Annotated in this window: 30 protein-coding genes and 1 pseudogene; 9 read left to right on the top strand and 22 right to left on the bottom strand. The window is 29.1% G+C overall.

The window, feature by feature from the left end; genetic code table 11:
• The first annotated feature begins 9 nt into the window (after window positions 1–9).
• A complete protein-coding gene (gene motA, locus EL235_RS06680) occupies window positions 10–783 on the top strand; it encodes a flagellar motor stator protein MotA (RefSeq protein ID WP_039619177.1) in 774 nt (257 codons plus the stop codon).
• 9 nt (window positions 784–792) lie between these two features.
• Window positions 793–1527 (top strand): flagellar motor protein MotB, encoded by a 735-nt coding sequence (motB, locus tag EL235_RS06675; RefSeq protein ID WP_114640628.1) that lies wholly within the window; start codon window positions 793–795, stop codon window positions 1525–1527.
• A gap of 17 nt (window positions 1528–1544) precedes the next feature.
• On the opposite strand, the gene EL235_RS06670 is transcribed toward motB, so the two are convergent.
• From EL235_RS06670 to EL235_RS06645, 6 genes are all read right to left on the bottom strand, one after another.
• Window positions 1545–2528 (bottom strand): beta-ketoacyl-ACP synthase III, encoded by a 984-nt coding sequence (locus EL235_RS06670; protein ID WP_126341088.1) that lies wholly within the window; start codon window positions 2526–2528, stop codon window positions 1545–1547.
• Window positions 2515–3504 (bottom strand): phosphate acyltransferase PlsX, encoded by a 990-nt coding sequence (gene plsX, locus EL235_RS06665; protein ID WP_039626998.1) that lies wholly within the window; start codon window positions 3502–3504, stop codon window positions 2515–2517. Before plsX ends, EL235_RS06670 begins: the two co-directional genes overlap by 14 nt.
• 5 nt (window positions 3505–3509) lie before the next feature.
• Window positions 3510–3656 carry a 50S ribosomal protein L32 gene (rpmF, locus tag EL235_RS06660; protein ID WP_012662034.1) on the bottom strand — a complete coding sequence of 49 codons (147 nt, stop codon included), beginning with the start codon at window positions 3654–3656 and terminating at the stop codon, window positions 3510–3512.
• 14 nt (window positions 3657–3670) lie between these two features.
• Window positions 3671–4024: a DUF177 domain-containing protein gene (locus tag EL235_RS06655; protein ID WP_039626997.1), complete on the bottom strand. Its 354-nt coding sequence runs from the start codon at window positions 4022–4024 to the stop codon at window positions 3671–3673.
• Window positions 4024–4437, bottom strand: a complete 414-nt coding sequence (gene ndk, locus EL235_RS06650) for a nucleoside-diphosphate kinase (RefSeq protein ID WP_039626994.1) — start codon at window positions 4435–4437, stop codon at window positions 4024–4026. Before ndk ends, EL235_RS06655 begins: the two co-directional genes overlap by 1 nt.
• Before the next feature lie 141 nt (window positions 4438–4578).
• Window positions 4579–4863, bottom strand: a complete 285-nt coding sequence (locus EL235_RS06645; protein WP_039619165.1) for a ferredoxin, 4Fe-4S — start codon at window positions 4861–4863, stop codon at window positions 4579–4581.
• 186 nt (window positions 4864–5049) lie between these two features.
• Between EL235_RS06645 and EL235_RS06640 the strand changes: the two genes are divergently transcribed.
• The 4 genes and pseudogenes from EL235_RS06640 to flhB all read left to right on the top strand — a co-directional run bounded on the left by EL235_RS06640 (window position 5050) and on the right by flhB (window position 8982).
• Window positions 5050–5646 (top strand): peroxiredoxin, encoded by a 597-nt coding sequence (locus tag EL235_RS06640; RefSeq protein ID WP_039626992.1) that lies wholly within the window; start codon window positions 5050–5052, stop codon window positions 5644–5646.
• Window positions 5647–5845: 199 nt separating this feature from the next.
• A pseudogene (locus EL235_RS08135) lies at window positions 5846–6562 on the top strand (cache domain-containing protein); the annotation flags it as partial.
• A gap of 27 nt (window positions 6563–6589) precedes the next feature.
• Window positions 6590–7828, top strand: coding sequence for a methyl-accepting chemotaxis protein (locus EL235_RS08130; RefSeq protein WP_410689846.1), 1239 nt, complete (start codon window positions 6590–6592; stop codon window positions 7826–7828).
• Window positions 7829–7905: 77 nt separating this feature from the next.
• A complete protein-coding gene (gene flhB / locus EL235_RS06630; protein WP_039626991.1) occupies window positions 7906–8982 on the top strand; it encodes a flagellar biosynthesis protein FlhB in 1077 nt (358 codons plus the stop codon).
• Here the strand turns inward: flhB and EL235_RS06625 are convergent.
• On the bottom strand, window positions 8974–9753 hold the full coding sequence (locus tag EL235_RS06625) for a sulfite exporter TauE/SafE family protein (protein WP_126341086.1): 780 nt from the start codon (window positions 9751–9753) through the stop codon (window positions 8974–8976). The two genes, flhB and EL235_RS06625, sit on opposite strands and share 9 nt — an antisense overlap.
• A 129-nt stretch (window positions 9754–9882) precedes the next feature.
• Here EL235_RS06625 and pseA point away from each other — a divergent pair, with 129 nt between their 5' ends.
• The 3 genes from pseA to EL235_RS06610 are packed head-to-tail and all read left to right on the top strand — an operon-like array spanning window position 9883 to window position 12368.
• Complete coding sequence (gene pseA / locus EL235_RS06620; RefSeq protein WP_126341085.1) at window positions 9883–11016, top strand: pseudaminic acid biosynthesis protein PseA; 1134 nt, start codon at window positions 9883–9885, stop codon at window positions 11014–11016.
• Complete coding sequence (gene hisH / locus EL235_RS06615; protein ID WP_232017388.1) at window positions 11006–11629, top strand: imidazole glycerol phosphate synthase subunit HisH; 624 nt, start codon at window positions 11006–11008, stop codon at window positions 11627–11629. Before pseA ends, hisH begins: the two co-directional genes overlap by 11 nt.
• Window position 11630: 1 nt before the next feature.
• Entirely contained in the window at window positions 11631–12368 is a 738-nt protein-coding gene (locus EL235_RS06610; RefSeq protein ID WP_126341084.1) for a HisA/HisF-related TIM barrel protein, read from the top strand.
• Here EL235_RS06610 and pseH read toward each other — a convergent pair.
• The 15 genes from pseH to EL235_RS06535 all read right to left on the bottom strand — a co-directional run bounded on the left by pseH (window position 12336) and on the right by EL235_RS06535 (window position 23839).
• Window positions 12336–12800: a UDP-4-amino-4,6-dideoxy-N-acetyl-beta-L-altrosamine N-acetyltransferase gene (pseH, locus tag EL235_RS06605; RefSeq protein WP_114640622.1), complete on the bottom strand. Its 465-nt coding sequence runs from the start codon at window positions 12798–12800 to the stop codon at window positions 12336–12338. The two genes, EL235_RS06610 and pseH, sit on opposite strands and share 33 nt — an antisense overlap.
• Window positions 12797–13621, bottom strand: coding sequence for a UDP-2,4-diacetamido-2,4,6-trideoxy-beta-L-altropyranose hydrolase (pseG, locus tag EL235_RS06600; RefSeq protein WP_126341083.1), 825 nt, complete (start codon window positions 13619–13621; stop codon window positions 12797–12799). Before pseG ends, pseH begins: the two co-directional genes overlap by 4 nt.
• Complete coding sequence (locus EL235_RS06595; protein ID WP_197719675.1) at window positions 13599–14318, bottom strand: WbqC family protein; 720 nt, start codon at window positions 14316–14318, stop codon at window positions 13599–13601. Before EL235_RS06595 ends, pseG begins: the two co-directional genes overlap by 23 nt.
• A gap of 71 nt (window positions 14319–14389) precedes the next feature.
• Window positions 14390–15064 (bottom strand): class I SAM-dependent methyltransferase, encoded by a 675-nt coding sequence (locus EL235_RS06590; RefSeq protein ID WP_126341082.1) that lies wholly within the window; start codon window positions 15062–15064, stop codon window positions 14390–14392.
• A 249-nt stretch (window positions 15065–15313) separates the two neighbouring features.
• Window positions 15314–15754, bottom strand: a complete 441-nt coding sequence (locus EL235_RS07965) for a hypothetical protein (protein ID WP_232017387.1) — start codon at window positions 15752–15754, stop codon at window positions 15314–15316.
• The gene (gene pseF / locus EL235_RS06580; protein WP_126341081.1) at window positions 15745–16446 is read right to left on the bottom strand and encodes a pseudaminic acid cytidylyltransferase; all 702 of its coding nucleotides are present in this window, start codon (window positions 16444–16446) and stop codon (window positions 15745–15747) included. The genes EL235_RS07965 and pseF overlap by 10 nt, the downstream gene beginning before the upstream one ends.
• A gap of 4 nt (window positions 16447–16450) precedes the next feature.
• Window positions 16451–17200 (bottom strand): SDR family oxidoreductase, encoded by a 750-nt coding sequence (locus EL235_RS06575; RefSeq protein ID WP_232017386.1) that lies wholly within the window; start codon window positions 17198–17200, stop codon window positions 16451–16453.
• Window positions 17197–17433: an acyl carrier protein gene (locus EL235_RS06570; RefSeq protein WP_126341080.1), complete on the bottom strand. Its 237-nt coding sequence runs from the start codon at window positions 17431–17433 to the stop codon at window positions 17197–17199. The genes EL235_RS06575 and EL235_RS06570 overlap by 4 nt, the downstream gene beginning before the upstream one ends.
• 11 nt (window positions 17434–17444) lie before the next feature.
• The gene (locus tag EL235_RS06565; protein WP_126341079.1) at window positions 17445–18425 is read right to left on the bottom strand and encodes a 3-oxoacyl-[acyl-carrier-protein] synthase III C-terminal domain-containing protein; all 981 of its coding nucleotides are present in this window, start codon (window positions 18423–18425) and stop codon (window positions 17445–17447) included.
• A 56-nt stretch (window positions 18426–18481) separates the two neighbouring features.
• Window positions 18482–19297, bottom strand: a complete 816-nt coding sequence (locus EL235_RS06560; protein ID WP_126341078.1) for an AAC(3) family N-acetyltransferase — start codon at window positions 19295–19297, stop codon at window positions 18482–18484.
• Window positions 19294–19521: an acyl carrier protein gene (locus tag EL235_RS06555; RefSeq protein ID WP_126341077.1), complete on the bottom strand. Its 228-nt coding sequence runs from the start codon at window positions 19519–19521 to the stop codon at window positions 19294–19296. Before EL235_RS06555 ends, EL235_RS06560 begins: the two co-directional genes overlap by 4 nt.
• The gene (locus EL235_RS06550; protein ID WP_126341076.1) at window positions 19511–20440 is read right to left on the bottom strand and encodes a ketoacyl-ACP synthase III; all 930 of its coding nucleotides are present in this window, start codon (window positions 20438–20440) and stop codon (window positions 19511–19513) included. The genes EL235_RS06555 and EL235_RS06550 overlap by 11 nt, the downstream gene beginning before the upstream one ends.
• Window positions 20441–20450: 10 nt before the next feature.
• Window positions 20451–21035 (bottom strand): hypothetical protein, encoded by a 585-nt coding sequence (locus tag EL235_RS06545; protein ID WP_126341075.1) that lies wholly within the window; start codon window positions 21033–21035, stop codon window positions 20451–20453.
• 13 nt (window positions 21036–21048) lie between these two features.
• Entirely contained in the window at window positions 21049–22356 is a 1308-nt protein-coding gene (locus EL235_RS06540; protein ID WP_197719674.1) for a YeiH family protein, read from the bottom strand.
• Entirely contained in the window at window positions 22343–23839 is a 1497-nt protein-coding gene (locus EL235_RS06535; RefSeq protein ID WP_126341073.1) for an amino acid adenylation domain-containing protein, read from the bottom strand. Before EL235_RS06535 ends, EL235_RS06540 begins: the two co-directional genes overlap by 14 nt.
• Window position 23840 lies beyond the last annotated feature (1 nt).

Below are 23840 nucleotides of genomic sequence, written 5' to 3'. Positions count from 1 at the left end.
GAATAATTAATGGATCTTTCAACCATACTTGGGATGGTATTAGCTGTTGTTAGTATTTCTGTAGGGGATATATTGGAGGGTGGTAACCCTTTGCATGTTTTACACTTAAGTTCGTTTTTGATCGTGGTTCCAACCGCAGCTTTTTGTGCAATGACAGCAACGCATAAAAAATTTGTTAAGGCAGCTTATAAGGAGTTGAAACTCGCATTTAAAGGTGCAGGAGTAAATTTAAGTCAAAGGATAGCTGAACTTGTAGAATATTCTATCATAGCAAGAAGAGATGGACTTTTGGCTTTAGAATCAAAAACTAATGAAATAGATAATGAGTTTTTAAAAGAAACCATGATGATGATGGTTGATGGTAAGAGCGTAGAAGAGATTAAAGAAAGCATGGAAATTCAAATAGAAGAAATGGAAGAATATTACAAAGAAACCGCTGAATATTGGATTCGCTTTGGTGAGACTTGTCCTACTATGGGACTTGTTGGTGCGGTTATGGGGCTTATGCTTGCGTTACAACTTTTAGATGATCCTCAAGCTATGGCAGCGGGTATTGCAGGTGCGTTTACTGCAACGGTTACTGGAATTTTTGGTGCTTATGCTTTATTTGGTCCTTGGGGACATAAAATTAAAGCTAATGCACATGAATTAATCAAAGAAAGAATAGTCATCTCTCATGCTATTGTAAGTATTGCAGAGGGAGCAAATCCTAGAGATTTAGAGGCTAAATTGTTTAATTATCTTGGACAAGGCGAGCCTAGAATTTCTCAGTTTGATAAGTAAGAGATAAAAATGGGAAAAAAACATAAATGTCCAGAATGTCCAGCAGGTGAAAAATGGGCTGTGCCTTATGCAGATTTTTTAAGTTTGCTTTTGGCACTTTTTATCGCTCTTTGGGCGATTTCAGAAAGTAATCCTGCTAAAACTGAAGCCTTAAAAACTGAATTTGTTAAAATTTTTGAATTTACTGCTTCTAGTCCTCTAGAAAAAGAAAGTGAAGTACATAATAAATACAGCGCACCATCTAATGCAAATGTTGAAGAGCTTGAAAAGCTTAAAAAATTAAGTATTACTCAGCAAGAAAATATAGAAAAACTAAAAGCGGCCTTAGATCAAAGAGAAAATAACATAGTTTTAAATCTACCTGCAAGAGTTGAGTTTGCCAGAGGTAGTACCGAGATTAATTCAGCAGATGTGCAAGATTTTTTAAAGCGTATTAGTGAAGTTTTAAAAAGAATGCCAAAGCAAGCTCAAATAGAACTTAGAGGTTATACTGATGCAAGCGATAAAGATCCTAAAAGGAATTTTGATTTAGCAAGCAAAAGGGCTCAAGTTATAGCTGATTATTTGATCGCTAAAGGGATTAATCCAGCTCAACTTATAGTGGTTAGTTTTGGAGATAACTATCCTTTAGGTGCAAACAAAGAAGATGAGATAAATAATAGGGTTGAATTTTATATCCGTGTAGATTCTTCAGATAATCAAACTAGAAAGTCTGTATTGGATCAAATTGGAACTTTTAAATAACAAATAAGTAAAAAAACTTATTTGTTATTTTCTCCACCAAAACGAAGTAGCGCTGAACCCCAGGTAAAACCACCACCAAAAGCATCAAGCAATATTAACGAACCTTGTTTTAAACGACCTTGTTCATAAGCATCATTCATTGCCATAGGGATTGAAGCGGCTGATGTATTGCCATATTTTTGAACAGTAATAACACATTGTTCGTCTTTGAAATTTAATTTTTCTTGAACGGCTTTGATAATTCTTAAATTAGCTTGATGAGGTATAAAAAGATCAATTTCTTCGCTTTTTATATCATTTTTTGTAAGAATTTCAACAACATCATTACTTAGAGTATTTACTGCGATTTTAAATACTTCATTTCCCTTCATTTGCATGGAAAGTGGAGAGCAGATACTGCTTTTTTGAGCTCTTTGAGTCATTAATAAATCTCCAAATTCTCCATCACTTGCAGTATGAGTATCTATGATAGGGAAATTATCATCTAATGACACAACCCCAGCACCAGCTCCATCACCAAATAAAACACAAATGCTTCTATCAGTATAATCCATGATAGAACTAATTTTTTCAGCCCCTATGATTAATACATTTTTTTTAGCACCACTTTCAACCATAGATTTTGCAAGCTCTAAAAGATAAATAAACCCTGAGCATGCAGCAGAAATATCAAAAGCGGTGACATTTTTTAAGCCTAAATTATGAGCAATTTTACATGCAGTTGATGGCATAGTAAAATAATCAGGGCTTAAAGTAGCTACGATGATCGCATCTATATCTTGAGGATTTAAATTAGCTCTTTGTATGGCTTTAATAGCTGCTTTAGTACCAAGATCGCTTGTATTTTCATCATCATTTGCTATATGTCTTTGTTCTATACCAGTTCTTCTTAATATCCATTCATTACTAGTTTGAACCATTTTTTCTAAGTCAAAATTACTCAGAGTTTTTGTAGGGATATAAGAAGCTATACTTTTTAAGGAAGCTTTAGTTGATTTCATAATTAGAAAGTTCTTTTTCTATAGTTTGATTTATATTTGATTGTGTGAAATTTAATGCTTGAAAAATAGCATTTTTTATAGCTTTTGGACCACTTTTACCATGACTTATAATAACACATTCTTTTACGCCCAAAAGTGGAGCTCCGCCATATTCTTCATAGTCAATATGAGTTTTTAGTTCATTAAAAGCTGGTTTTGCTAAAAGATAACCTAGTTTTGCTAAAAAAGATTTTTGAATTTCTTGTTTTAGAAGCTTTGTAATAACACTTGCTACACCTTCACCTGTTTTAAGTAAAATATTTCCATTAAATCCATCGCATACTAATACATCTATAGTACCATTAAAGATATCCCTACCTTCGGCATTTCCGACAAAATTTGGAAGTTGCTTTAAGAGTTGATGAGTTTCTTTGGTAAGCTCATTTCCCTTACATTCTTCTTCACCATTTGATAGTAAAGCAACTCTAGGTTTAGCAATTTTTAAAATCTCTTTAGCATAGGCTTCGCCCATAATAGCAAATTGAAATAAATGCTCACTTTTACAATCAACATTTGCTCCAACATCTAGTACAAGTGTTCTTGAATGGATATTTGGCATTAAGGTAGCTATTGCAGGTCTAGCAATATTGGCTAATCTTCCAAGTTTTAATGTGGCTAAACTCATGGTAGCACCACTATGTCCAGCAGAAACGATAGCTTGCGCTTTTTGATTTCTTACTAGCTCTATAGCCTTGTAGATAGTGCTATCTTTTCTTTTTAATGCATCTGTGGAATTTTCTTCCATAGCAAATACATCAAAAGCCTCTTCATATTCTATATATGAGTTTAATTCTTGAGGGATTAAGGTTTTAAGCTTTTGAGGATCTCCTACCAAGATAGCTTTAAATTCACGCTCTTTTAAAGCCTGAATTACGCCTTCTATAATAGGTTTTTCCCCAAAATCACCTCCCATTGCATCAATAGCAATGCTTGTCATCGTTATTAATATTCCTTAGTTACTGGATTTACACGGTGAGGCATTTTATAGCTACCATCCTTGTCTTTTATAGGCATAGGTAGGGTAACTTTATAATGAGTTCTGCGTTTTGCTGCGCGAGTTTTACTCACTCTTCTCTTAGGTACTGCCATTTTTTACTCCTTTATTAATTTAAACATTTATTACAATAAAAATAATCACTTAAATAAGATTGTAACTCGCTTGTAGCAAGTTCTATTAAATCTATATGAGAGTCAAAAAACTCCATAGTATCACTTAAAGTGTTATTTTCATCTTTAAAAATTCCATCACTTGCAAAAAGCTCTACATTTTGATCAATTTCAAGCTCCATTTCATCGCCACATCGATCACAATTTCTATAAGCAAATCCTTTAAAACTAGCTTTTACTTTTGCTAATTTTGGGTTAACTTTTGTAATAGTTCCTTCAAAAACTATATTATCAAGATCTAGTTTAAAAGGATAAGCTACAGAGCTAAGTTTTGCAAAGGCAATTTTCATTATAAAATTTCAGTTTTTGAAAAGAAAAATTCTATTTCAATTTTTGCATTTTCCAAGCTATCGCTTCCATGAACCGCATTTGCATCAATACTATCTGCAAAATCTGCTCTAATAGTACCAGGAGCTGCTTCTTTTGGATTTGTAGCACCCATTAATTCTCTGTTTTTTAATACAGCATTTTCGCCTTCTAAAACAGAAACCACAACTGGACCACTGATCATAAATTCAACTAAGTCTTTGAAAAAAGGTCTGTCTTTGTGTATAGCGTAAAATTCTTGAGCTTCTTTTTCTGAAAGCTGTATTTTTTTTGTTGCTGCTATTCTTAGACCATTGCTTTCAAAGCGTGTTAAAATTTGACCAATAACACCTTTTTTAACTGCATCAGGTTTAATAATAGAAAGTGTTTTTTCCAAAATCGTCCCCTTAATTTAAATAAGTTTTGTATTTATAAAAGAGTTAATTATACCAAAAAATGCTTTAAAATTATATAAAATTCTAGAGTTTATAGAAGAGTTTGTAAGTAACTTGAAATCAAGATACTTACATTAAATTTGTTAAGCAAATACCGGAGTTGAACCGTCTCTTAAGTCACTTCCGATGTTATCACGGCTTGGTTGTCCACTAACTACATCACTCCATACAATACAGCCATCAGTTGGACAAGCACTTGCACAGGCTGGCTGATCATTGTGTCCTACACATTCAACGCACTTATCAGCATAAACATAATATCTATCTTCACCTTCAGGATTGTTTGCATCATCTACGATTGCGCTTACTGGGCATTCATCTATACAAGAACCACATGCTATACAAATATCAGTAATTTTAACTGCCATTTTTTACTCCTTAATATTAAATATTGAATATAAGATTATCAAAATTGTCTTAATTTTATTCTTAAAATCTTTTAATTTTGATAATAAAATTAAATTATGGATAATTTTACACAATTAATAAATTTTTAAATTTACAAATGATATTATTTTGTTACAAATAAAATTTATTAATTAGGAGATAAAATTATGGTAGTAACTAAAAAAGCTATTGACTTTACAGCACCTGCTGTATTAGGTAATAATGAAATAGTTGGAGATTTTAATCTTTATAAAAATATAGGACCAAAAGGTGCTGTAGTATTTTTCTATCCAAAAGATTTTACATTTGTTTGTCCGTCTGAAATTATTGCTTTTGATAAAAGATATCAAGATTTTAAAGATAGAGGTATTGAAGTAATCGGTATATCTTGCGACAATGAATTTTCTCACTTTGCATGGAAAAATATGCCTGTAAATCAAGGTGGTATAGGTCAAGTTAAATTTCCTTTAGTAGCTGATTTAACAAAACAAATTGCTAGAAATTTTGATGTTTTATTTGAAGAAGCAGTTGCTTTAAGAGGTTCTTTCTTACTTGATGCTGATGGAACAATTCGCCATGCAGTAGTTAATGACTTACCACTTGGAAGAAATATTGATGAAATGATTAGAATGGTTGATACTATGTTATTTACTAATGAACATGGTGAAGTTTGCCCAGCAGGTTGGAATAAAGGTGATGAAGGTATGAAAGCTGATCCTAAAGGCGTAGCTGATTATCTAAGTAAAAATGAAGGTAAATTATAGCAATACAAGACCAAAAGTATTTTACTTTTGGTTTTTTTCTTAAAAGTTATACTTAATCCATTAACTCTCTAAAAATACATAAATTAAATATTATTTTAGAATTATTTGTTTTGGTTTAAACTGATATAAATTAATATTAAAAATAGTATATGATAATTTTTTAATAAAATTTTATTATACTGAATGTTAAGGAGAATTAATGAAAAAAAATATGAAAAGTTTAGCAAATAAATTAACATTTTTTGTTTTTTTGGCAATCATAGCTATTTTATTTGTGGCAAATATCTTTAATTATATTGAAGTAAAGCGCGATGTGCAAAAACTCATTAATGATATACAAATTAAAACAATGCAAGATGTTTTAAAAAGCTTTGATGATTATACTGCCTCAAGAAGTGATGCCGTAAAAGCTGTTGCAGCTGAAATTAAAAAAAATCCCAACGCAAGTTTAGAAGAAATTTACACTATGGTTAAAGTTGCAAAAGAAGCTAGTCGTTTTGATGTTTTGTATGTAGGACTTGCAAAAAATGGTGCAATGATTAGATCAAATGGAAATCATCAAATGCCATCTGATGGTTATGACCCAAGAACCAGAACTTGGTATACAAGTGTTGCTTCTGGAGAAGATAAAGTTGTTATATCAAAGCCTTATATGGCTCCAAGTTTAAAAGCTCCATCCTTAGCTTTTTCATATCCTATTATTATAGATGGTAAATTTATGGGTGCAGTTGGTGGAAATTATGATTTAAATACTTTTTCAGATAATGTATTAGCAATGGGAAAATCTCAAAGTGGTTATACTGTGGTTTTGGATGATGAAGGCACTATATTATTTCACGAATCTTCAAAAGATTTACTAACAAAAACTAATTTAAGTCAAAATATAGTAAAAACTTATCTTGCAACTCCAGATGGAAAAGACGGCAAGCTTTCTAGTGAACCTATGTTAATTGATGACGATAACGCACCTCGTAAAGCAGTAATTTGTCAAGAATCTTCAATAGGGTATAATGTATGTGTAATAGCAGATGAAAAAATTTATAATGAGCCTGTAAATAAAGCTTTGGTAAACCAAATTATTATTGGAATTATAAGTTTGATAATTGCACTTATAATTGTAAGATTTATGATTAGTTATAATCTCTCCCCACTTCAAGCCATTCAAACTGGTCTTAACTCTTTCTTTGATTTTATCAATCATAAAACAAAAGACTCAGCTATGATTAATGTTAAAACTAATGATGAGTTTGGTGCTATGGCTAAAGCCATCAATGAAAACATCACTAAAACTAAAAATGCATTAGAACAAGATGCTAAAGCGGTAGAACAATCAGTTGAGACAGTAAGAGAAGTTGAAAGTGGTAATCTAACAGCAAGAATAACAGCAATTCCTGCTAATCCTCAACTCCTTGAACTTAAAAATTATCTCAATGAAATGCTTAGTGTTTTAGAACAAAAAGTAGGTTCTAATATGAATGAAATTAATCGTGTATTTGATAGCTATAAAGCATTAGACTTTACTACTGAAGTTAAAAACGCTAAAGGTGGAGTTGAAGTAACAACTAATGTATTAGGTCAAGAAATAGTAGCTATGCTAAGACAATCATCTGAATTTGCTTCCTTATTAGCAGATGAGAGTGGAAAATTACAAAGCGCTGTTAAAGACTTAACAGATTCATCATCTAGCCAAGCTTCTTCTTTAGAAGAAACAGCAGCAGCATTAGAAGAGATTACTTCTTCTATGCAAAATGTATCTCATAAAACTAGTGAAGTAATTGCTCAAAGTGAAGAGATTAAAAATGTTACTTCTATTATAGGAGATATTGCTGATCAAATTAATCTACTTGCATTAAATGCTGCTATTGAAGCTGCGCGTGCAGGTGAACATGGTAGAGGTTTTGCTGTTGTTGCTGATGAAGTTAGAAATCTAGCAGAAAGAACTCAAAAGTCTTTAGGTGAGATTGAAGCAAATACTAATATCTTGGTTCAATCTATTAATGAAATGGGTGAGAGTATTAAAGAACAAACTACAGGTATTACTCAAATTAATGATGCTGTAGCTCAAATTGATCATGTAACCCAAGAGAACTTAAAAATAGCAAAAGATAGTGCTACTATATCTGATAATGTAAATAAAATAGCTAATGATATCTTAGAAGATGCTAGGAAGAAGAAGTTTTAAGAGATAAATCCAAGTATTTAATTTGTTGATACTTGGATTAAATGCTATAATTTTACTTTAATTTTTAAAGGTTTTTTATGGCAGCTGATGATCAAGAAAAAACAGAAGAACCCACGTCCAAGAAAATAGAAGATGCGCGTAAAGAGGGTAATGTCCCAAAAAGTCAAGATGCATCTGCAGTAGCTGTTCTTGTAGTAGCTGTTCTTGTAGTGTTATTTATGTTGCCTTTTATAGGTGAGAGAATTAGTGGTTTATATAGGTTTTATCAAAGTTTTATAGGTATTGAACTTGATTTGAAAATTTTACAAAAAATTATTATTAAAACTATGATAGAAATGTTTATTATGGTTTTACCTATTACCTTGGTTATTATGATAGCAGGCGTGCTTGGAAATTTGATGCAATTTGGATTTATCTTTACTACTAAACCGATTACTCCAAATTTTAATAAGATAAATCCTCTTAGTGGCCTTAAGAATCTTTTTTCACTTAAAAAAATTATTGAAGCTTTGAAAATTACTCTTAAAGTTGGAGTTGTTTTTGGTATAGCTTTTATTTTTTTGTTGCAATTTATGAAAGAACTTCCTAGAGTAGAGCTTTACACGATTTATCCACAACTTTTATGGCTTAGAGATAAAGCTATTATTCTTGCAGCTATTGTGATTATAGCTTTTTTGATTATTGGGCTTTTGGATGTACTTTTAGTGAGATATCAATATTTTAAAAATTTACGTATGAGTAAGCAAGAAATTAAAGATGAATACAAACAAAGCGAAGGAGATCCTTTGGTAAAAGGAAGAATTCGCCGTTTGCAAATGGAAGCAGCAAGACGTAGAATGGTGCAAGATGTTGCTAGTGCTGATGTAGTAATTACTAATCCTACTCACTACGCGGTTGCTTTGCGTTATGATAGTTCTAAAGAAGCTGCGCCAAAAGTTTTAGCTAAAGGGGTAGATTTTTTAGCTTTGCGTATAAAAGATATGGCATATGAATACAATGTGATGATTTATGAAAATCCTCCTTTGGCTAGAGAGCTTTACAAATCTTGTGAGGTAAATGATCTTATCCCACCAGAGCTTTTTAAAGCAGTTGCAGAAGTTTTAAGTTTTGTCTATACTTCTAATAGACAAAAATTTGCTGATAGATTAAAATAAATTTAGCTTTTTAATCAAACTTATAATAGTCATGGCTATAGAAAGAGTGTAGATGCTTAAAAGTGCTATGCGATGGGATTTAAGGTTGATTTTTTCCATGATTTTAATTCCAAGATAAACACCTAGCATAGAGCAAAGTCCTACTAAGCTTCCATTTTGTAAGACTTCTTTATCAATGATGTCATTATATACAAAAGAACTAATTCCTGAAATGGAAGCAAAAATCACAAAAAACAAACTAAGTGGCACTACTTTTTTGGTATCATAGCCCAAAAAATAAGCCAAAATAGGAGTAATTAAAAGCCCACCTCCAATACCTAAAGATATAGCAAAAATTCCTGTAAATATACCACAAATTAGTAAAATGGAATTTTTTAAGGCTTTAGAATGATTGATATTTCCAATAGTACTTTTTTGGTCAAAAGCAAATTTTAAAAAGAAAATAATACTTACACATAAAAAAATACTTGTTAAGGTTATATCCGAAAAATACGAGAGTAAAAGCCCGCTAAACATCGCACCTAAAAAGCCTCCAAAACCTATGATAAGTCCATCTTTTAAGATTAAATTTTTATTTTTATAATTTAAATAAGAGCCAAAAATAGAAGCAAAAATCATTTGAACAACAGAAATTGCAACAGCATGATGAGAGCTAAGTCCTAAAGTAAGCATAAAAGGAACGATAATCATACCACCACCTATGCCAAAAATTCCCGAAGCCATACCTGAAAAAATTCCTATAATCATATAAGGAAGTAAAGTTAAATCCATAATCTATAAACCTTTAAATAAAAATATTGTAACAAAATAAAATTTATTTAGCTTTAGAAAATATAATCATAGTCGATTTAAAAAATAACTAAGTAATATATATATAAAAAAAAAAAAGGGGGGGGGTGAGTGGTTTTTTGTAAAAAATGCGTTATGCCAGATACTAAGCCTGATTTGCATTTTAATGATGATGGAATTTGTGATGCGTGTTGCTCACAAGAAGCTAAAAACCATAAGATAAACTGGCAAGAGCGTGAAAAAGAATTTCTAGAACTTGTGAAAAAATATAAAAAACATCCTGTGTATGATTGTGTCATAGGGGTAAGTGGTGGTAAGGATTCTACTTTTCAAGTTTTAAAATGTCTTGAGTTTGGACTTAATCCTTTGTGTGTTTGTTTTGAACCAAGTATCCCTACTAAAATAGGTAAAAAGAATTTAAAAAATTTAAACAATCTTGGTGTTGATTTAATTCATATTAAAAGAAATCCTTTGGTGTATAAAAAATTATCCCGTGAAGCTCTTATAAGAACGGGCGATAATGAATGGCAAAACCATTTGGGAATTTTTACTTGTGTTCCAAAAATAGCTGTTGCTTTTGATATACCTTTGATTATTTGGGGAGAAAGTCCGCAGATTGAATATGGTGGACCAGCTAGTTCTAAAGAAAAAAACATTTTAGGCAGAGAATGGCTTGAAGAATTTGGCGGGCTTTTAGGTAATAGAATTTCTGATATGATTGGAGTTGATGGTATCAGAGAGAAGGATTTATTTTTTTATACTTACCCAAGTGATGAAGAACTTCAAAGAGTAGGAGTTACGGGGTTATTTTTGGGATATTATTTTAAATGGGATTATAAGTATAATTTAAAATTAGCTCAAGAAAATGGCTTTAAAACCAGTACAAAACCAGTTGAAACTACTTATGAGAATTTTGAAAATCTAGATTGCTATTCAAATCATGTGCATGATTACTTAAAATACTGCAAATATGGTTTTGGAAGAGCTACGGATAATGCGTGTTTGGATATAAGACTTGGTTATATTAGCCGTGAAGAGGGTGTGAGACTTGTAAATAAATACGATGGAAAGCCACCCAAAAAGGCTATTAAGAAGTATTTGGAGTTTAGCGGTTTTAGTGAAAAAGAATTTGAAAAAATTGTAGATTCTTATACAAATAAAAAAATTTTCAAACGTGATGAAAATGGTAAATTCTTAAGAGACAGCGATGGATCATTGATAAAAAAAGATGAGTTTGTTTTGTGAAATGATTTGTATTGTTGATTATCATCTTGGAAATTTTAAATCTGTTTTGAAGGCTTTTGAAAAAATTAATCAAGAAGTGATTATAAGTTCTAAAAAAGAAGATATAAAAAATGCTTCTAAATTAGTTTTACCAGGTGTTGGATCTTTTAAACAAGGTATGGAAAATTTAAAAAAACTTACACTAGATAATCTTTTAAAAGAATGTGTTTTAAAAGATAAAAAACCCATTTTGGGAATTTGTCTTGGTATGCAACTTTTTGCCAGTAAGGGATATGAGGGCGGAGAGTGCGAAGGGCTTGATTTTATAAAAGCAAAGGTTTTGAAATTTGATTTAAGTAAAGAAAAATTATTGCACAGTGGTTGGGATGATTTGCAATTTAGTGATAAAAAAAGCATACTTTTTGATGGAATTTTAGAAAAAAGTGATTTTTATTTTGTGCATTCTTATTATGTAGAGTGTTTAGAGAGAGTAGAAACTTCTTTTTTTGAGTATGAAAAACATTTTTGTGCAAGTTTTGAAAAAGATAATATTTTTGCCGTGCAATTTCATCCTGAAAAAAGCCAAAATGTAGGTTTGAAACTTTTGGAAAATTTTGCAAATTTAAAGGTCTAGTATGCTTAAAACAAGAATTATACCTTGTGTGTTATTAAAAGATCATCAGCTTGTAAAAAGTATCAATTTTTCTTCTTTTAGGACTATAGGGCATGTGGTAAGTACAGCTAGGATTTATAATGCTAGAAATGTTGATGAGCTTATTGTTTTGGATATCAATAAAAATGGCGTTATAGATTTTGAAAGCTTAGAAGATATAGCTAATGAGTGTTTTATGCCTTTGACTATTGGAGGTGGGATTAGAACTTTAAAAGATATTAGAAAAGTATTAGATATAGGTGCTGATAAAATTAGCATTAATTCTATGGCTTTACAAAATCCAAATTTTATAAAAGAAGCTGCTGACACTTTTGGAAGTTCTTGTATAGTGTGTTCGATTGATGTAAAAAAAGACAAAAATAAATTTAAAATTTTTAATAATGAAATTTTAAATATTGATCCGCTAGAACTTGCATTAAAATATGAATCTTTAGGAGCAGGGGAAATACTTTTAACAAGTGTTGATAAAGAAGGAAGTTCTTTGGGGTATGACTGGGAATTACTAGAGTATTTCAAAGGTAAATTAAAAATTCCACTCATTATTAATGGAGGACTTTCTAAACCTCAAGATGGGGTAAAAGCTATACAACTTGGTGCAAATGCATTAGTCGGTGCTTATATATTTCATTTTAGTCAATATACTCCAAATGATGTTAAAAATGAGCTTTTAAAAAATAATATCCCTGTGAGGATTGTTTAAATTTACAAAATAAAAATTATTATCTTCTTTAATAACTTCAAAGCCATGTTTTAAATATAACTTCAAAGCTTTTATATTTTCTTTAAAAACACAAGCGTTTAAAGTTTGAACTTTTAAAACATTAAAAGTATAGTTTTTAATTTCTTGCATTAAAAGATTACCTACGCCTTTTTTTATACCATAAAGCCCAAATTCACATGAATGGTTGGTTATATTAATAAAATCAATTACACCTATGATATTTTTATCATCATAAACTAAAAAATATTTTTTAGTTGTATCTGTTTTTAGACTAGATAAAAAACTTAAGTGTTCTTTTAAAGTGATATTTTGCGTTTTCATAAATTTAGCAATATTTTCATCATTACGCCATTTTAAAACAAGCTCGATTTCCTCTTGGTTTAAGTGGATAAAATCTTTTAAAACTATCATATAAAACTCTCCACTTCATAGCCTTTTTTAACAAGCCATGTTGCAAGTTTTTCTTGATTTTTAGTATAAGCTATGGCTTTAAAATTTGCTTTTAAAATCAAAGCTTCGTTCACTAATGAACTTGCGCTAATGATGAGTTTTTTGCTCTCATTCATTAATCTTGCCAAATTTGGATAATCTATATGAACTTGGATGTTAGAATTTTTTTGGCTTAGCTTTTGAAGTGATTTTAAATGAAGATTTGCTTTTGTTGTTGCTATGATGATAGCTTTATTTTTATCAAGTTTGTTTGCTATGTCAAAAGAAAGATTTTTATTATCACTTCCACCTATGCAAATGAAATAATCATAAATCTTTTCTCGTTGTATTTTACTTTCCTGATAAAATTCATCGCGTATTAGAGCATAAGAAAAGCCACATCTTAACTCACAATATTTTGGCACTAAATTTTCATAATCACTTTCTTTAGCATAGGCATTGACATTTAGTAAAATATCGCAAAAATGTTCTTTTATCTCATCATCAAAACTTAGAATTTTAATTCCTGTTTCTAGTTTGATGAGTTTTTCATCATCCGCAGTGATCTCATAATGATCGATGATTAAAAGATCAAATTTTTCCTTTTTGATGAGATTGATGAGTTCATATATGCTAGCACTTGTTAGTTCATATACAGGATAAGGAATTTCATCTATTAAAGAGCCTTTTAGTGGTAAACAAGCAAAAGATACATCCTCATATTGTTTTGCTAATATTAAATCTCTTTTTATATGCCCATGTCCTATTTGACTTGAACTATCACTTCTGATCAAGACTTTCATTTTCTTTTATGACTTCTTTGAATTTTTCTTCTGGATTTTTTTCGTTAAATAAAAAGTCTAAAATTCCCAAATAAGCTATAAAATTTGCACCTAATTGTGTGTAGGTTGGATGGATAAAATCAAAATATTCAATTTTTATATTTACATTTTTAAAAATTTCTTTTGCTGTCTCTTTTTCGAGATAGTTTTTCGAACCTTCCGGAGAAAGATAATAATCAGCTTTTAGTGTTTGGCAAATTTCAAGTAGTAGTTTTTCTTTTTTTTTATTTTTTAAGTTTAAAGAAGAAGCCTGTAAAATAGGGGTTTTGATGTTTAAATGTTCACAGTATATTTTGATTAATTCCATATTAAATTGCACTAAATGTGTGTGTTTAAATAGATTTTTTTCTAAAATGTCATAGTATTTATTAAAATTGATGCTCTTAGAGTATGCGTGGTGGATTGTTTTTAGAAATTTAAATTTCCATTTATCATCTTTTTCAAATAAAATATTTTGAAGCGATGTTTTTTGTGGTGCTTTTTGTAAGTTTAGTCCTAGTAAAAAGGTTTTATCTTGTAATTTGATTTTATTTCTATTTTGCCATGATCTGCGTTCAAATTGAACATTGTCTAAAAAGACAAAAGTATCAACACTTTTTATCATGTATATATAACCTATCCAAGGATTGAAAGTAGGTTGCATTATAGCTATTTGCATCTGTTATCCTTTGAGTGGTATGTATGTATATACCCCCCCCCTCGCTTTATTTTGAATTTTCATCATTACACTCATTTGATTTTTCCATAAATTACAATATCACTATCATTAACTAGTCTTTCATCTTCTCCCATAATATTGGTATTTTCATAAGTAAGTACTTTAAAATCATGTAAATTTAAATATTCTTTTAAAATTTCAACAAGTTCGTATTCTTGGTATAGAGTATTGATACATCCAAGCTCTCCTGTGGTGTTATCATTTGTGATTTTAAAACAATTATGAGCTATTTTTTCTCCATAGCCATATCTATAATCTTTTATACTTCTTGTTCGTAAAAAAAACAATGCATTTTCTTTATACATAGAATTTTCTTTGGAAATTTTTAATAATTTTAAAAAATCTTCTTTCAAAAGATAGTTAATCACATTAGGAATCATAAAAATATCTGCATTAATATTTGGATTTTTTAAAGGAAATTCTAAGATATCATCATGAAAAAACTGATAGTTTTTACATTGAATTATTTCTTTGAAGTTGTAATTAGCGTTGTTGATATTTTCTTGATTTAAATCAACTCCAATACACTCATAATCATAGTTTGCGAATAAAGAAAGATTATTGCCGTTAGAACAAGCAAATTCTAAAACTTTTTGATTGTTTTGTTGGTGTAATCTTTGTTTGAAAAAAAATTTAATTACCGCTAAATCTGGAAATTTTAAACCTTTCAAGTCTCTTAAATACATTTTCACTCCTTAGTGATTTTTCCATAGATAATTATATCGCTATCTTTGATATAAACTTTATTTTTTATATTGATATTTTCACTTGTGATAACTTCAAAATCATATAAATTTAAATATTCTTTTAAAATTTCAACAAGTTCATGTTCTTGATAAGCTGTGCAAAGACAATTTTTTTCACCACTAAATTCATCGCCACTTAAGATGAAGCTACCATTTTCTAACTTTTCTCCAAGTCCATAACGATGATCTTTAACGCTTCTTGCTCTTAAGAAAAAGTGAGCATACCCCCCCCCCGCTTACTCGATATAGGTTATTTTGTTTTGCATTGTGCAGTAAATTTTTAAATTCATCTTTCGTAATATAATTAATTACATTAGGTATTAAAAATACATCTGCGTTTATATTTTGATAATTTTTGGCAAAATTAAGCATATTTTCATTAAAAAAACTTGCTTTTTTATAATGCATAATTTCTTTAAAATTATAAATAGCATTTTCATGATTTTGTTTGCTAAGTTCTACGCCAATACACTCATAATCATAGTTTGCGAATAAAGAAAGATTATTGCCATTATGAGAGGCAAATTCTAAAACTTTTGCATTTTTTAAAGTATCAAGCTTGTTTTTAAAAAACCATCTAACAAGTTCCATGTCAGGATACTTAAAACCTTTGATTTTATTTATAAACATTTATTACCTTTGTGAAATTGATATAGTATTTTAGCAAATTCTAAGTCTTCAAAGGTATCAATATCACAGATTTTATTCCTTGGAAGCAAAAAAGCTTTAGAATGAGGTTTAAACATAAAATCTTCTTCTAGCCATGCTTCTTTTTTACCAAAGTAAAATGCACCACCATCATGATAAGCTTTGGTAAGATCTTGTGAGCGTTTGTTATAGTTTGATTCATCAAACATATAAACTTTATTTTGTTCATTAAGGTAAAAACCTCTTTGTATGGGGTATTCAAATTCACAAGCTGAAAATAAAAATTTGCACTCATCTTGACTAAATTGTTCAAAAGCTTTTTGCAAGATAAACTCATCTATAAGTGGAGCTGTTGCGTATAAACAACATATATTTTCATAAAATTTGCCATGTTTTTCTAGTGTTATGATAGCATCTTGGATTACAGCGGTTGAGCTTGCATAATCATCACTTAATTCTTTTTTGCGTACGAAAGGAGCTTTTGCGCCATATTTTAAAGCTACTTTGATGATTTCTTCATCATCACTTGAGATAATCACATCATCAAAAATGCCTGAATTTAAAGCACTTTCTATACTATAAGCAATCAAAGGTTTTCCTAGAAAATTAATGATATTTTTTCTAGGAATGCGTTTAGAACCACCACGCGCTGGGATAATACAAAGATTTTTCATAGTATTAAGTAATGTTGTTGTCTAAAATAATATTTTGCCCATTGATATGCTTTGCATTTTCACTTAATAAAAAACAAGTTAGATTGGATACATCTTCCACGCTACCCATATGTTTTAAATTTGAATAAAGCCTATTTATGGATTGAGAATGTATTATATGATCTATCATGGGTGTTTTAATTAAACCTGGTAGTATCGAATTGATTCTATACCTTGGATATATTTCTTGTGACAAAGCTTTAACTGTTGCGTCTATTGCAGCTTTACTTGCACCATATAAACTCAACCCCTTTAGTGGCTCTCGACTAGCTTTTGAACTAATCCATATAAAACTACTATTCTCTTTTGTTTTTGATCTATTATCTAATAATCCTTTTAAAACTTGTAGGTTTCCAAAATAATTAATGTTAAAAATCTGATAACCAATTTCTATATAGTTTGGCATTTTTATACTCAGTGTTTTGCTGATACCAGCTGATAATACTGCTCCATTAAACCCATTATATTTTTTAGATAATTCCAAAACCCAACTATCAAGTTTTTTATACTTTGAAAGATCTTTAGGTAAAATAATAAATTTTTCCGGAGATGATGATTTTTCTTTTTGAGCTGCAAGCTTATCTCTGTTTTTTCCTATAGCAATTACTTGAGCTCCAAGTTTGTTTAGCTTTAGAGCTATGTCAGCTCCTATTCCGCTACTTGCACCTGTGATAAGAAATTTTTTATCACAAAAAATATTATCTTTAAAAATCATTTTTTATCCCATTTCTCCATGGGAACAAGTGCTATTAGATCTGCTATATTTTTACAAGTTTTTAATTCAGTGCCGTGAATGCAAATATCGAATTCTTGATCATATAAAACACTTAGAGAAAGTATTGCTAAACTATCATATTCCTCTATACTCTCTAACATAGTGTTTTCATCTAAAGAATATTCAATTTGTAAAAGCTCCTCAATTTTTTTTATAAAGTCTTTTTTTTTCATGGATAACCTTTTTATAAAATTTGTGTTTTTTTTACTATAAAATCATTATTTAAAGTTAGAATTGCATTTGCCCAACTAAGTCCGGCGCCAAATCCACCTAAAGCTATTGTTATTTTGTTGTTTATTTTGTTAAAATTTCCAAGTGTATCACACATTGTCACAGGTATTGAAGAGGCGTTAATATTTCCGTATTTTTCAATAGTATTGTTTGGTGTTTTTAAAGGGTTAAGTTTTAATTTTTTAATAATTGCTTCAATCATACTTTTATTTGCCTGATGAAAAAAAACATAGTCCAATTCTTCTTTTTTTATTTTTGCATAATTTAGAAGATTAATAAAACCTTCCGGTTCTTTTTGGATAGCAAAATTAAAAATTTTTAATCCATTCATATATACTTGTTTGTCTTTTAAGTTAAAATTAAACATTTCCGGTTCATTAAAACTCTCGATATTAGGTTTTGCGAAAGCACCATAAGGGACTATTAAGCTGTTGTATCCTTTTCCATCTGTTTGTAAATCAAAATAAGAAATATGTTCTTGGTTGGTATATTCCAATAGAGTTGCACTAGCTGCATCACCTCTTATTTTTATTTGGTTTTTAAAATCTTTTTCTAATTTACTGCTTGTGCTTGCACATACTAATAGAATTTTTTTACAATATCCATTTTCAATCATACAATGAGATATATATAAACCATATATATATCCAGCACAAGCTTGGTTAATATCAAAGGCTAGGGTGGTATTGGGAAAGTTAAACTTTCCATGTAAATAGCAGGCAGTTGACGGTATAAAAAAATCAGGTGTTTGTGTTACCACTATAATAGCATCTATTGAATTTCTATCTACTTTTGTTTCTTGTAATAAAATCTCTATAGATTTTTGAGATAAATCAGATGCTGTTTCATTTGTAGCAACATGTCTATATTTTAAACCGATATAATCTTTTATTTTGTTTATTTTTTTTATGTTATTATCAAAAAGCTCTTGCAATTCTAAATCAACAGAAATTTTTGTTTTTGGGACAACGCTAGATACTGATGATAACTTTACATGATTAAATTGCGCTTGAATTGTGTATCCTTTTGTAATAAAATTTTATCATCTGTTTTTAGTAAATTATAAATTATATCATAAAAAGGTTGTATTTCTATAGAAACAATATCACCTTTGCTGAATTTTTGTTCTTTATAATAGGGTGTATTTTTGATAAAAGACAAAGTATAGTCTCTATCGTTTAAAAGATTTTGTTTTAAATCTCGGACAAAATATTTAATGCTTTTTTTTGTTTTAATACCTTTTTCATTAATAATATAACCCGAAAATTCTTTAAAATATCTATGTCTTATTTTTGCTTTTTCTTCTATATAATGAATATATGTAATCCCTAAGTTTTTGTTGCCAAAAAGAATAATTTTTCCATTGTTTTTTGTAAGTATATCAAAAACACTATTTTCTCCAAAGCAACTTGTAGTATCTTTTAAAAATAATTCTTCTTTAGCTCCTTTTACTGCAAAAGAAAAAATTGGATCATTGGTGCGTTTTACGCCTATTTGCTGTCTAAAGAATTCATTTAATATTCCAACCTTTGTTTTTGATTGTAATTTATCATAATCTTTATTATTACAAAAGCTATAAGTAAATGTAGGCATAATTAGCGTGCCTTCTTTACCTATCGCTTGAAAAAAGCAATCTATAAAAATCTGTAGTATCTTTTTTGGAGTTATGAGAGGAATCCCAAAATTGTAAATTTCGGAATGCATATACAATATGTCCCCGTTTTGTATGTCTAAGTGTTTTAAGCAATTAACTAAATCTAAATCGGTATATATTTGATTATTGTTTTTAAATAAACCTATATTCATTTGTTAATATAGTGCGCGATATTTTCTATAGAAGTTAATTTTTCAGCATCTTCCATGGAAATTTCAATATTATATTTTTCTTGTAAGTTTAAGAAAAGGTTTGCCATATCTAAAGAATCAACTCCTTGATCTTTTAAAGGTTTATCAAATTCTAGCGTATTGACATCAACTAAAACTCCAACATCTTTTAATATTTCTAAAATATCTTGAGTGTTAATTTGCATTATTTTTCCTTTGTAGTATAGCACTAGCCCAAGAAAGTCCCGTGCCAAATCCTGAAATTAATATATTATTATAGCACTTTTCTTTTTGAAATTCATTTTCTAATAAAATTGGTATTGAAGAAGATACGGTGTTGCCATATAAATTTGCTTTAAAAGGTATTTTTTCCTTGCCTATTTTCAATCGTTGTCTAATGGTATCAATTATATATTTACTGCCTTGATGCAAGATAAAACGATCAATATTATCAATACTTATTTTTTCTTCTTCTAAGAAATCAAGTATATGTTTTGGTATAGTGGTAGCACTAAATTCAAAGACTCCACGTCCATTCATAGATAATATATCTTTTTCACAAAGAATGTTTGTATATTTACTACCATCAGTTCCAAATTTAAACGCCACAGGAGTATATATAAAATTTTCACCAATATAAGTAACACTTGCTCCATCACCAAACAATAAAGAAGTATTTTTGTCATTATCATCTATAATTTTTCTATAAGGATCACAGGTAAATAATAAGCCATGTTTTAGATTATTATTTTGCATGAAAGAAAGTATGATGGAAAGTCCATATACATAACCACTACATCCAAGTCCCACATCAAAACAAGCACAATTTGCGGAGAGGTTTAATTCTTTATGTAAAATTGCTGAAGTATGTGGAATTTTTACATCGGGGTTTTGTGAGATTAAAATCAAGCAATCAATGTTAGATAAATCAACTTTGTGTTTTATTTTTTCAAATGCCTTTAAACATAGAGTAGATGTTTTTTCTTTATTTGAGCTTTTACTAAGACTTTGAAAACCTATTTTTTCTGTAATAAATTCATCGTTTATTTGAAATTGTTCTTTTTTTTTGAAATTAGAAATTTTATTGGAGCAAATATATACTCCTATATCACAAATTCCTAGCATTGATATATCCTTATTTTAAACTAAAATAAATAAATCCTAAAAATTTATTGTCGAAGTAAATTTCACTTTTTACAATTAAAAAATTAAAGTTGCTTTTAAAAACAATTTTAATAGGATAAAATTTTTCTAAAGGAATGTTTTGAAGTTGTAATTTTGTAAAATACCATTTTCCTTTAATTTTAGGGAATATTTTAGTTAGCAAATGTTTGTTTAAAGCAACGATTTCTTCCATATAGGTAAAGTTACTAGCGTTATTTGAAATAATACTTTTTTCATCATGGTTGATAATAACATCTTTTGTGATGTTTTCTTCTGGATAAGGTTTAGAAAGTGTTGGTTTAGAAAGTGGATTATCGATTCCATAAAGGTAATGTATCATGGAATCTTTTGCTATAAAATGACAAATAAATCTCAGATCTTTTAAATCATCGGGTTTGGTATCGGTTAAAATTAAATTATTGTAAGCAATATTATGAAAAGAAACTTCAAAATTTGAAACAATGCCATCTTTACATGAAGATAATATTGCGTTGTAAATATCTGGACCTTGTATATAATTACGATTTTCTTTGAAATTAAATTTTAATTCTTTCAATGTATAATTCCTTTTATTGTCTTAAAAAATTTTTCCAAAAATCAACAAAAATATAATTGGATAGTATAAAACCCAAAGGAAGGTTAATCATAACACCCAAGCTAAAAGCCATTAGAGGTTTGTATCCTAGTAATAAAATTTGTTTAATATTTGCACTTAAACCTATACATAAAAAAGTCCAAATAAAAATCCAATTTCTAAAATTTTTTATACTCGATAAAACTTCATTTTGATAAATTTTACCATGATCTTGTAAAGAAATTATCAAAAATGTAGTAAAAATAGACATAAATATAAAACCTGCTATAAAAATAGGAAATCTTTGCCATATTAGTTTTATATCGGTTTTTTCATTATTTTTCTTTTCCCAAAAAGTTATAGAAAGAAAAGCCACTAAAACAGCCCAAATACCAATAAACATATCACGACCTAGTACTTTTATTAGAGTAAAAGCTGTTATAGCTCTTTCATCTCCTATGGCCGATGCAGCAGCTATTCCCGCTGCATCGGCAAATTCTGATGTACCTATCCATGCTCCAGCAACTCCAGGATCTAAATTTAAAATTTTGCACAAAAATGGTAAAAATAGTATCATTAATATCGCCCAAAATACTACTATGCTAATTGTTATTGAAATATGTTCTTGTTTAGCTTTTGCAGCATTTCCTATAACTATGGCAGCACTTACTCCGCATATAGATCCTCCCCCACCTAATGTTGCTCCAAATCTAGGATCAAGTTTAAAAAATTTAGTAGCGATAAAAAATATAGAGAAAAAAGTGATAATTGTGATTATACAAGCTTGTATAATTGCTATAGAACCTGCTTGTATGATTAAAGTTAAAGGTAAGGTAGCCCCCATGAGTATAATGCCTATTTTGACATAAAATTCTGTAGTCAAGGTGTCTTTAAACCATTTGGGAGTATGGAAGATATTTCCTATTAAAAGCCCTATAATTAAGGCTATTAGTGGTGTTTCTAATTGCCAAGTTTTAGCAAATTCGTGAGTGCTAATAAAGTTAGTTAAAATAGAAAGTATAAAAATAATACTGAAGTTTGTGAGGTATTTTTTAATATCATATTTCATAAAAACAAAAGCAAAAGTAAAACATAAAGCAAAAAATATATAAAATAATATAATATTAAAAATGCTAAAATAGGATATTTTTTCAAAGATATTATCAAAATTCCAAGATACAAATTTAATATCTATAAACTTATAAATAAAATTTAAGTCATACATCCACAATATAGATATTATAACTATAATAAAAGAACTTATAAAAATTGCTTGAATATCTTCTTTTTTAAACCATTCCACCCAAAACCTTCCTATCAATCTTCCCATTTGCATTTAAAGCAAATTGTTCTATTTTAACAAATTTTTTAGGTATCATATAGGTAGGAAGTTTGTCTTTTAAAAAGTTTTTAAAATCTAATTCTTCCTTGCTTTCATAAAAACAAATAATTTCTTCTTCAAAAATACAAGCACAATTTCTTACATTCTCATGAGAATTGATAATACTTTCTATCTCTCCAAGCTCTATGCGATGACCCATATATTTGATTTGATGATCTATCCTTCCATAGCATAAAAGTTCGCTAAATTCATTATAAGCTACCACATCACCTGTTTTATAAAGCAAGTCTAGGTGATTATCATGCAAAGGATTTTGCACAAAAGCTTGCTTTGTTTTTTCTTTATCGTTGTAATACCCTAAAGAAAGACAAGTTCCTCTTACATAAAGCTCTCCTTTAACTCCTACTTGACTTGGAGTAATTAAATTTAAATTCTCATCAAAGACTAAAAGCTGAGTGTTTTTACAAGCTTTTCCTATAGGCAAAAGCTCATCATCGCTAAATTGTCTATTAACTATGTAAAAAGAGCATACATCGGTAATTTCAGTAGGTCCATAAAGATTAGCAAATAAAGTATTAGGAAGATGTTTGCGCCAAATGTTGAGTTGTTTATTTGGCATGATTTCACCACAAAAAAGAATTTTGTTTAAATTTTTTAATTTGGCACTATCTACTGCATTAGTATTGGCAAAATAAATCAACACCGAAGGTACCCAAAAAATTGTTGTTATTTTTTCTTGCTCTAGATATTCTAAAATTTTATTTGGAAAAGCAAAAAGATGATTTGGTAGTATATGAAGTGTAGCTCCCATTTTAATAGAGCTAAATATATCTAATATGCTATTATCAAAGTAAAATGGCGCTTGATTAGCAAGTATATCCTCATGATCTAGTTTAAAAGTTTCACATACCCAAAAAGTATAATCAATCACACTTTTATGGCTTATGCTTACTCCTTTTGGAGTTCCTGTGCTTCCACTTGTAAAAAAGACATAAAGTAAGTTTGTATCTATGTGATTGTTTAAAGCTTTTTCTAAAGCATTTTCATTTATATCAAAACTTTCAAAATCTTCTGTGAAGATAGTGTCAAGATTAAAATCTAAATTTAATTTTTTAGAAGTAATTAAAAGCTTTGGTTTTAAAACTTCTATGACTTTTTCTACACGCTCTTTAGGACTTTTTTCATCTAAAAGTGTATAAAAATTTCCACTTTTTGCTGCACCAAAAAAAGAAAGCAAACAATCAATCCCTTTAGGAAGTATGATTAGTATAGGTTCTTGTGCACTTTTAGTAGGAAGTTTAGAAAGAATTTCACTTGCTATTTTTTTGCTTAAATTATCAAATTCTTGATAGCTTATACTTTTACCATTAAATTCAACAAAAGCATTTTTACTTCCAAATTTAGCAACACTTTCTTGTAAAAAATCATTGATATGAGTTGTCATT

Source organism: Campylobacter lari, assembly GCF_900638335.1.
GTDB classification, from domain to species: Bacteria; Campylobacterota; Campylobacteria; order Campylobacterales; family Campylobacteraceae; genus Campylobacter_D; species Campylobacter_D lari_E.
Note: the sequence above shows the minus strand (reverse complement) of the source record. Positions and strands in the feature narration are given on the sequence as shown.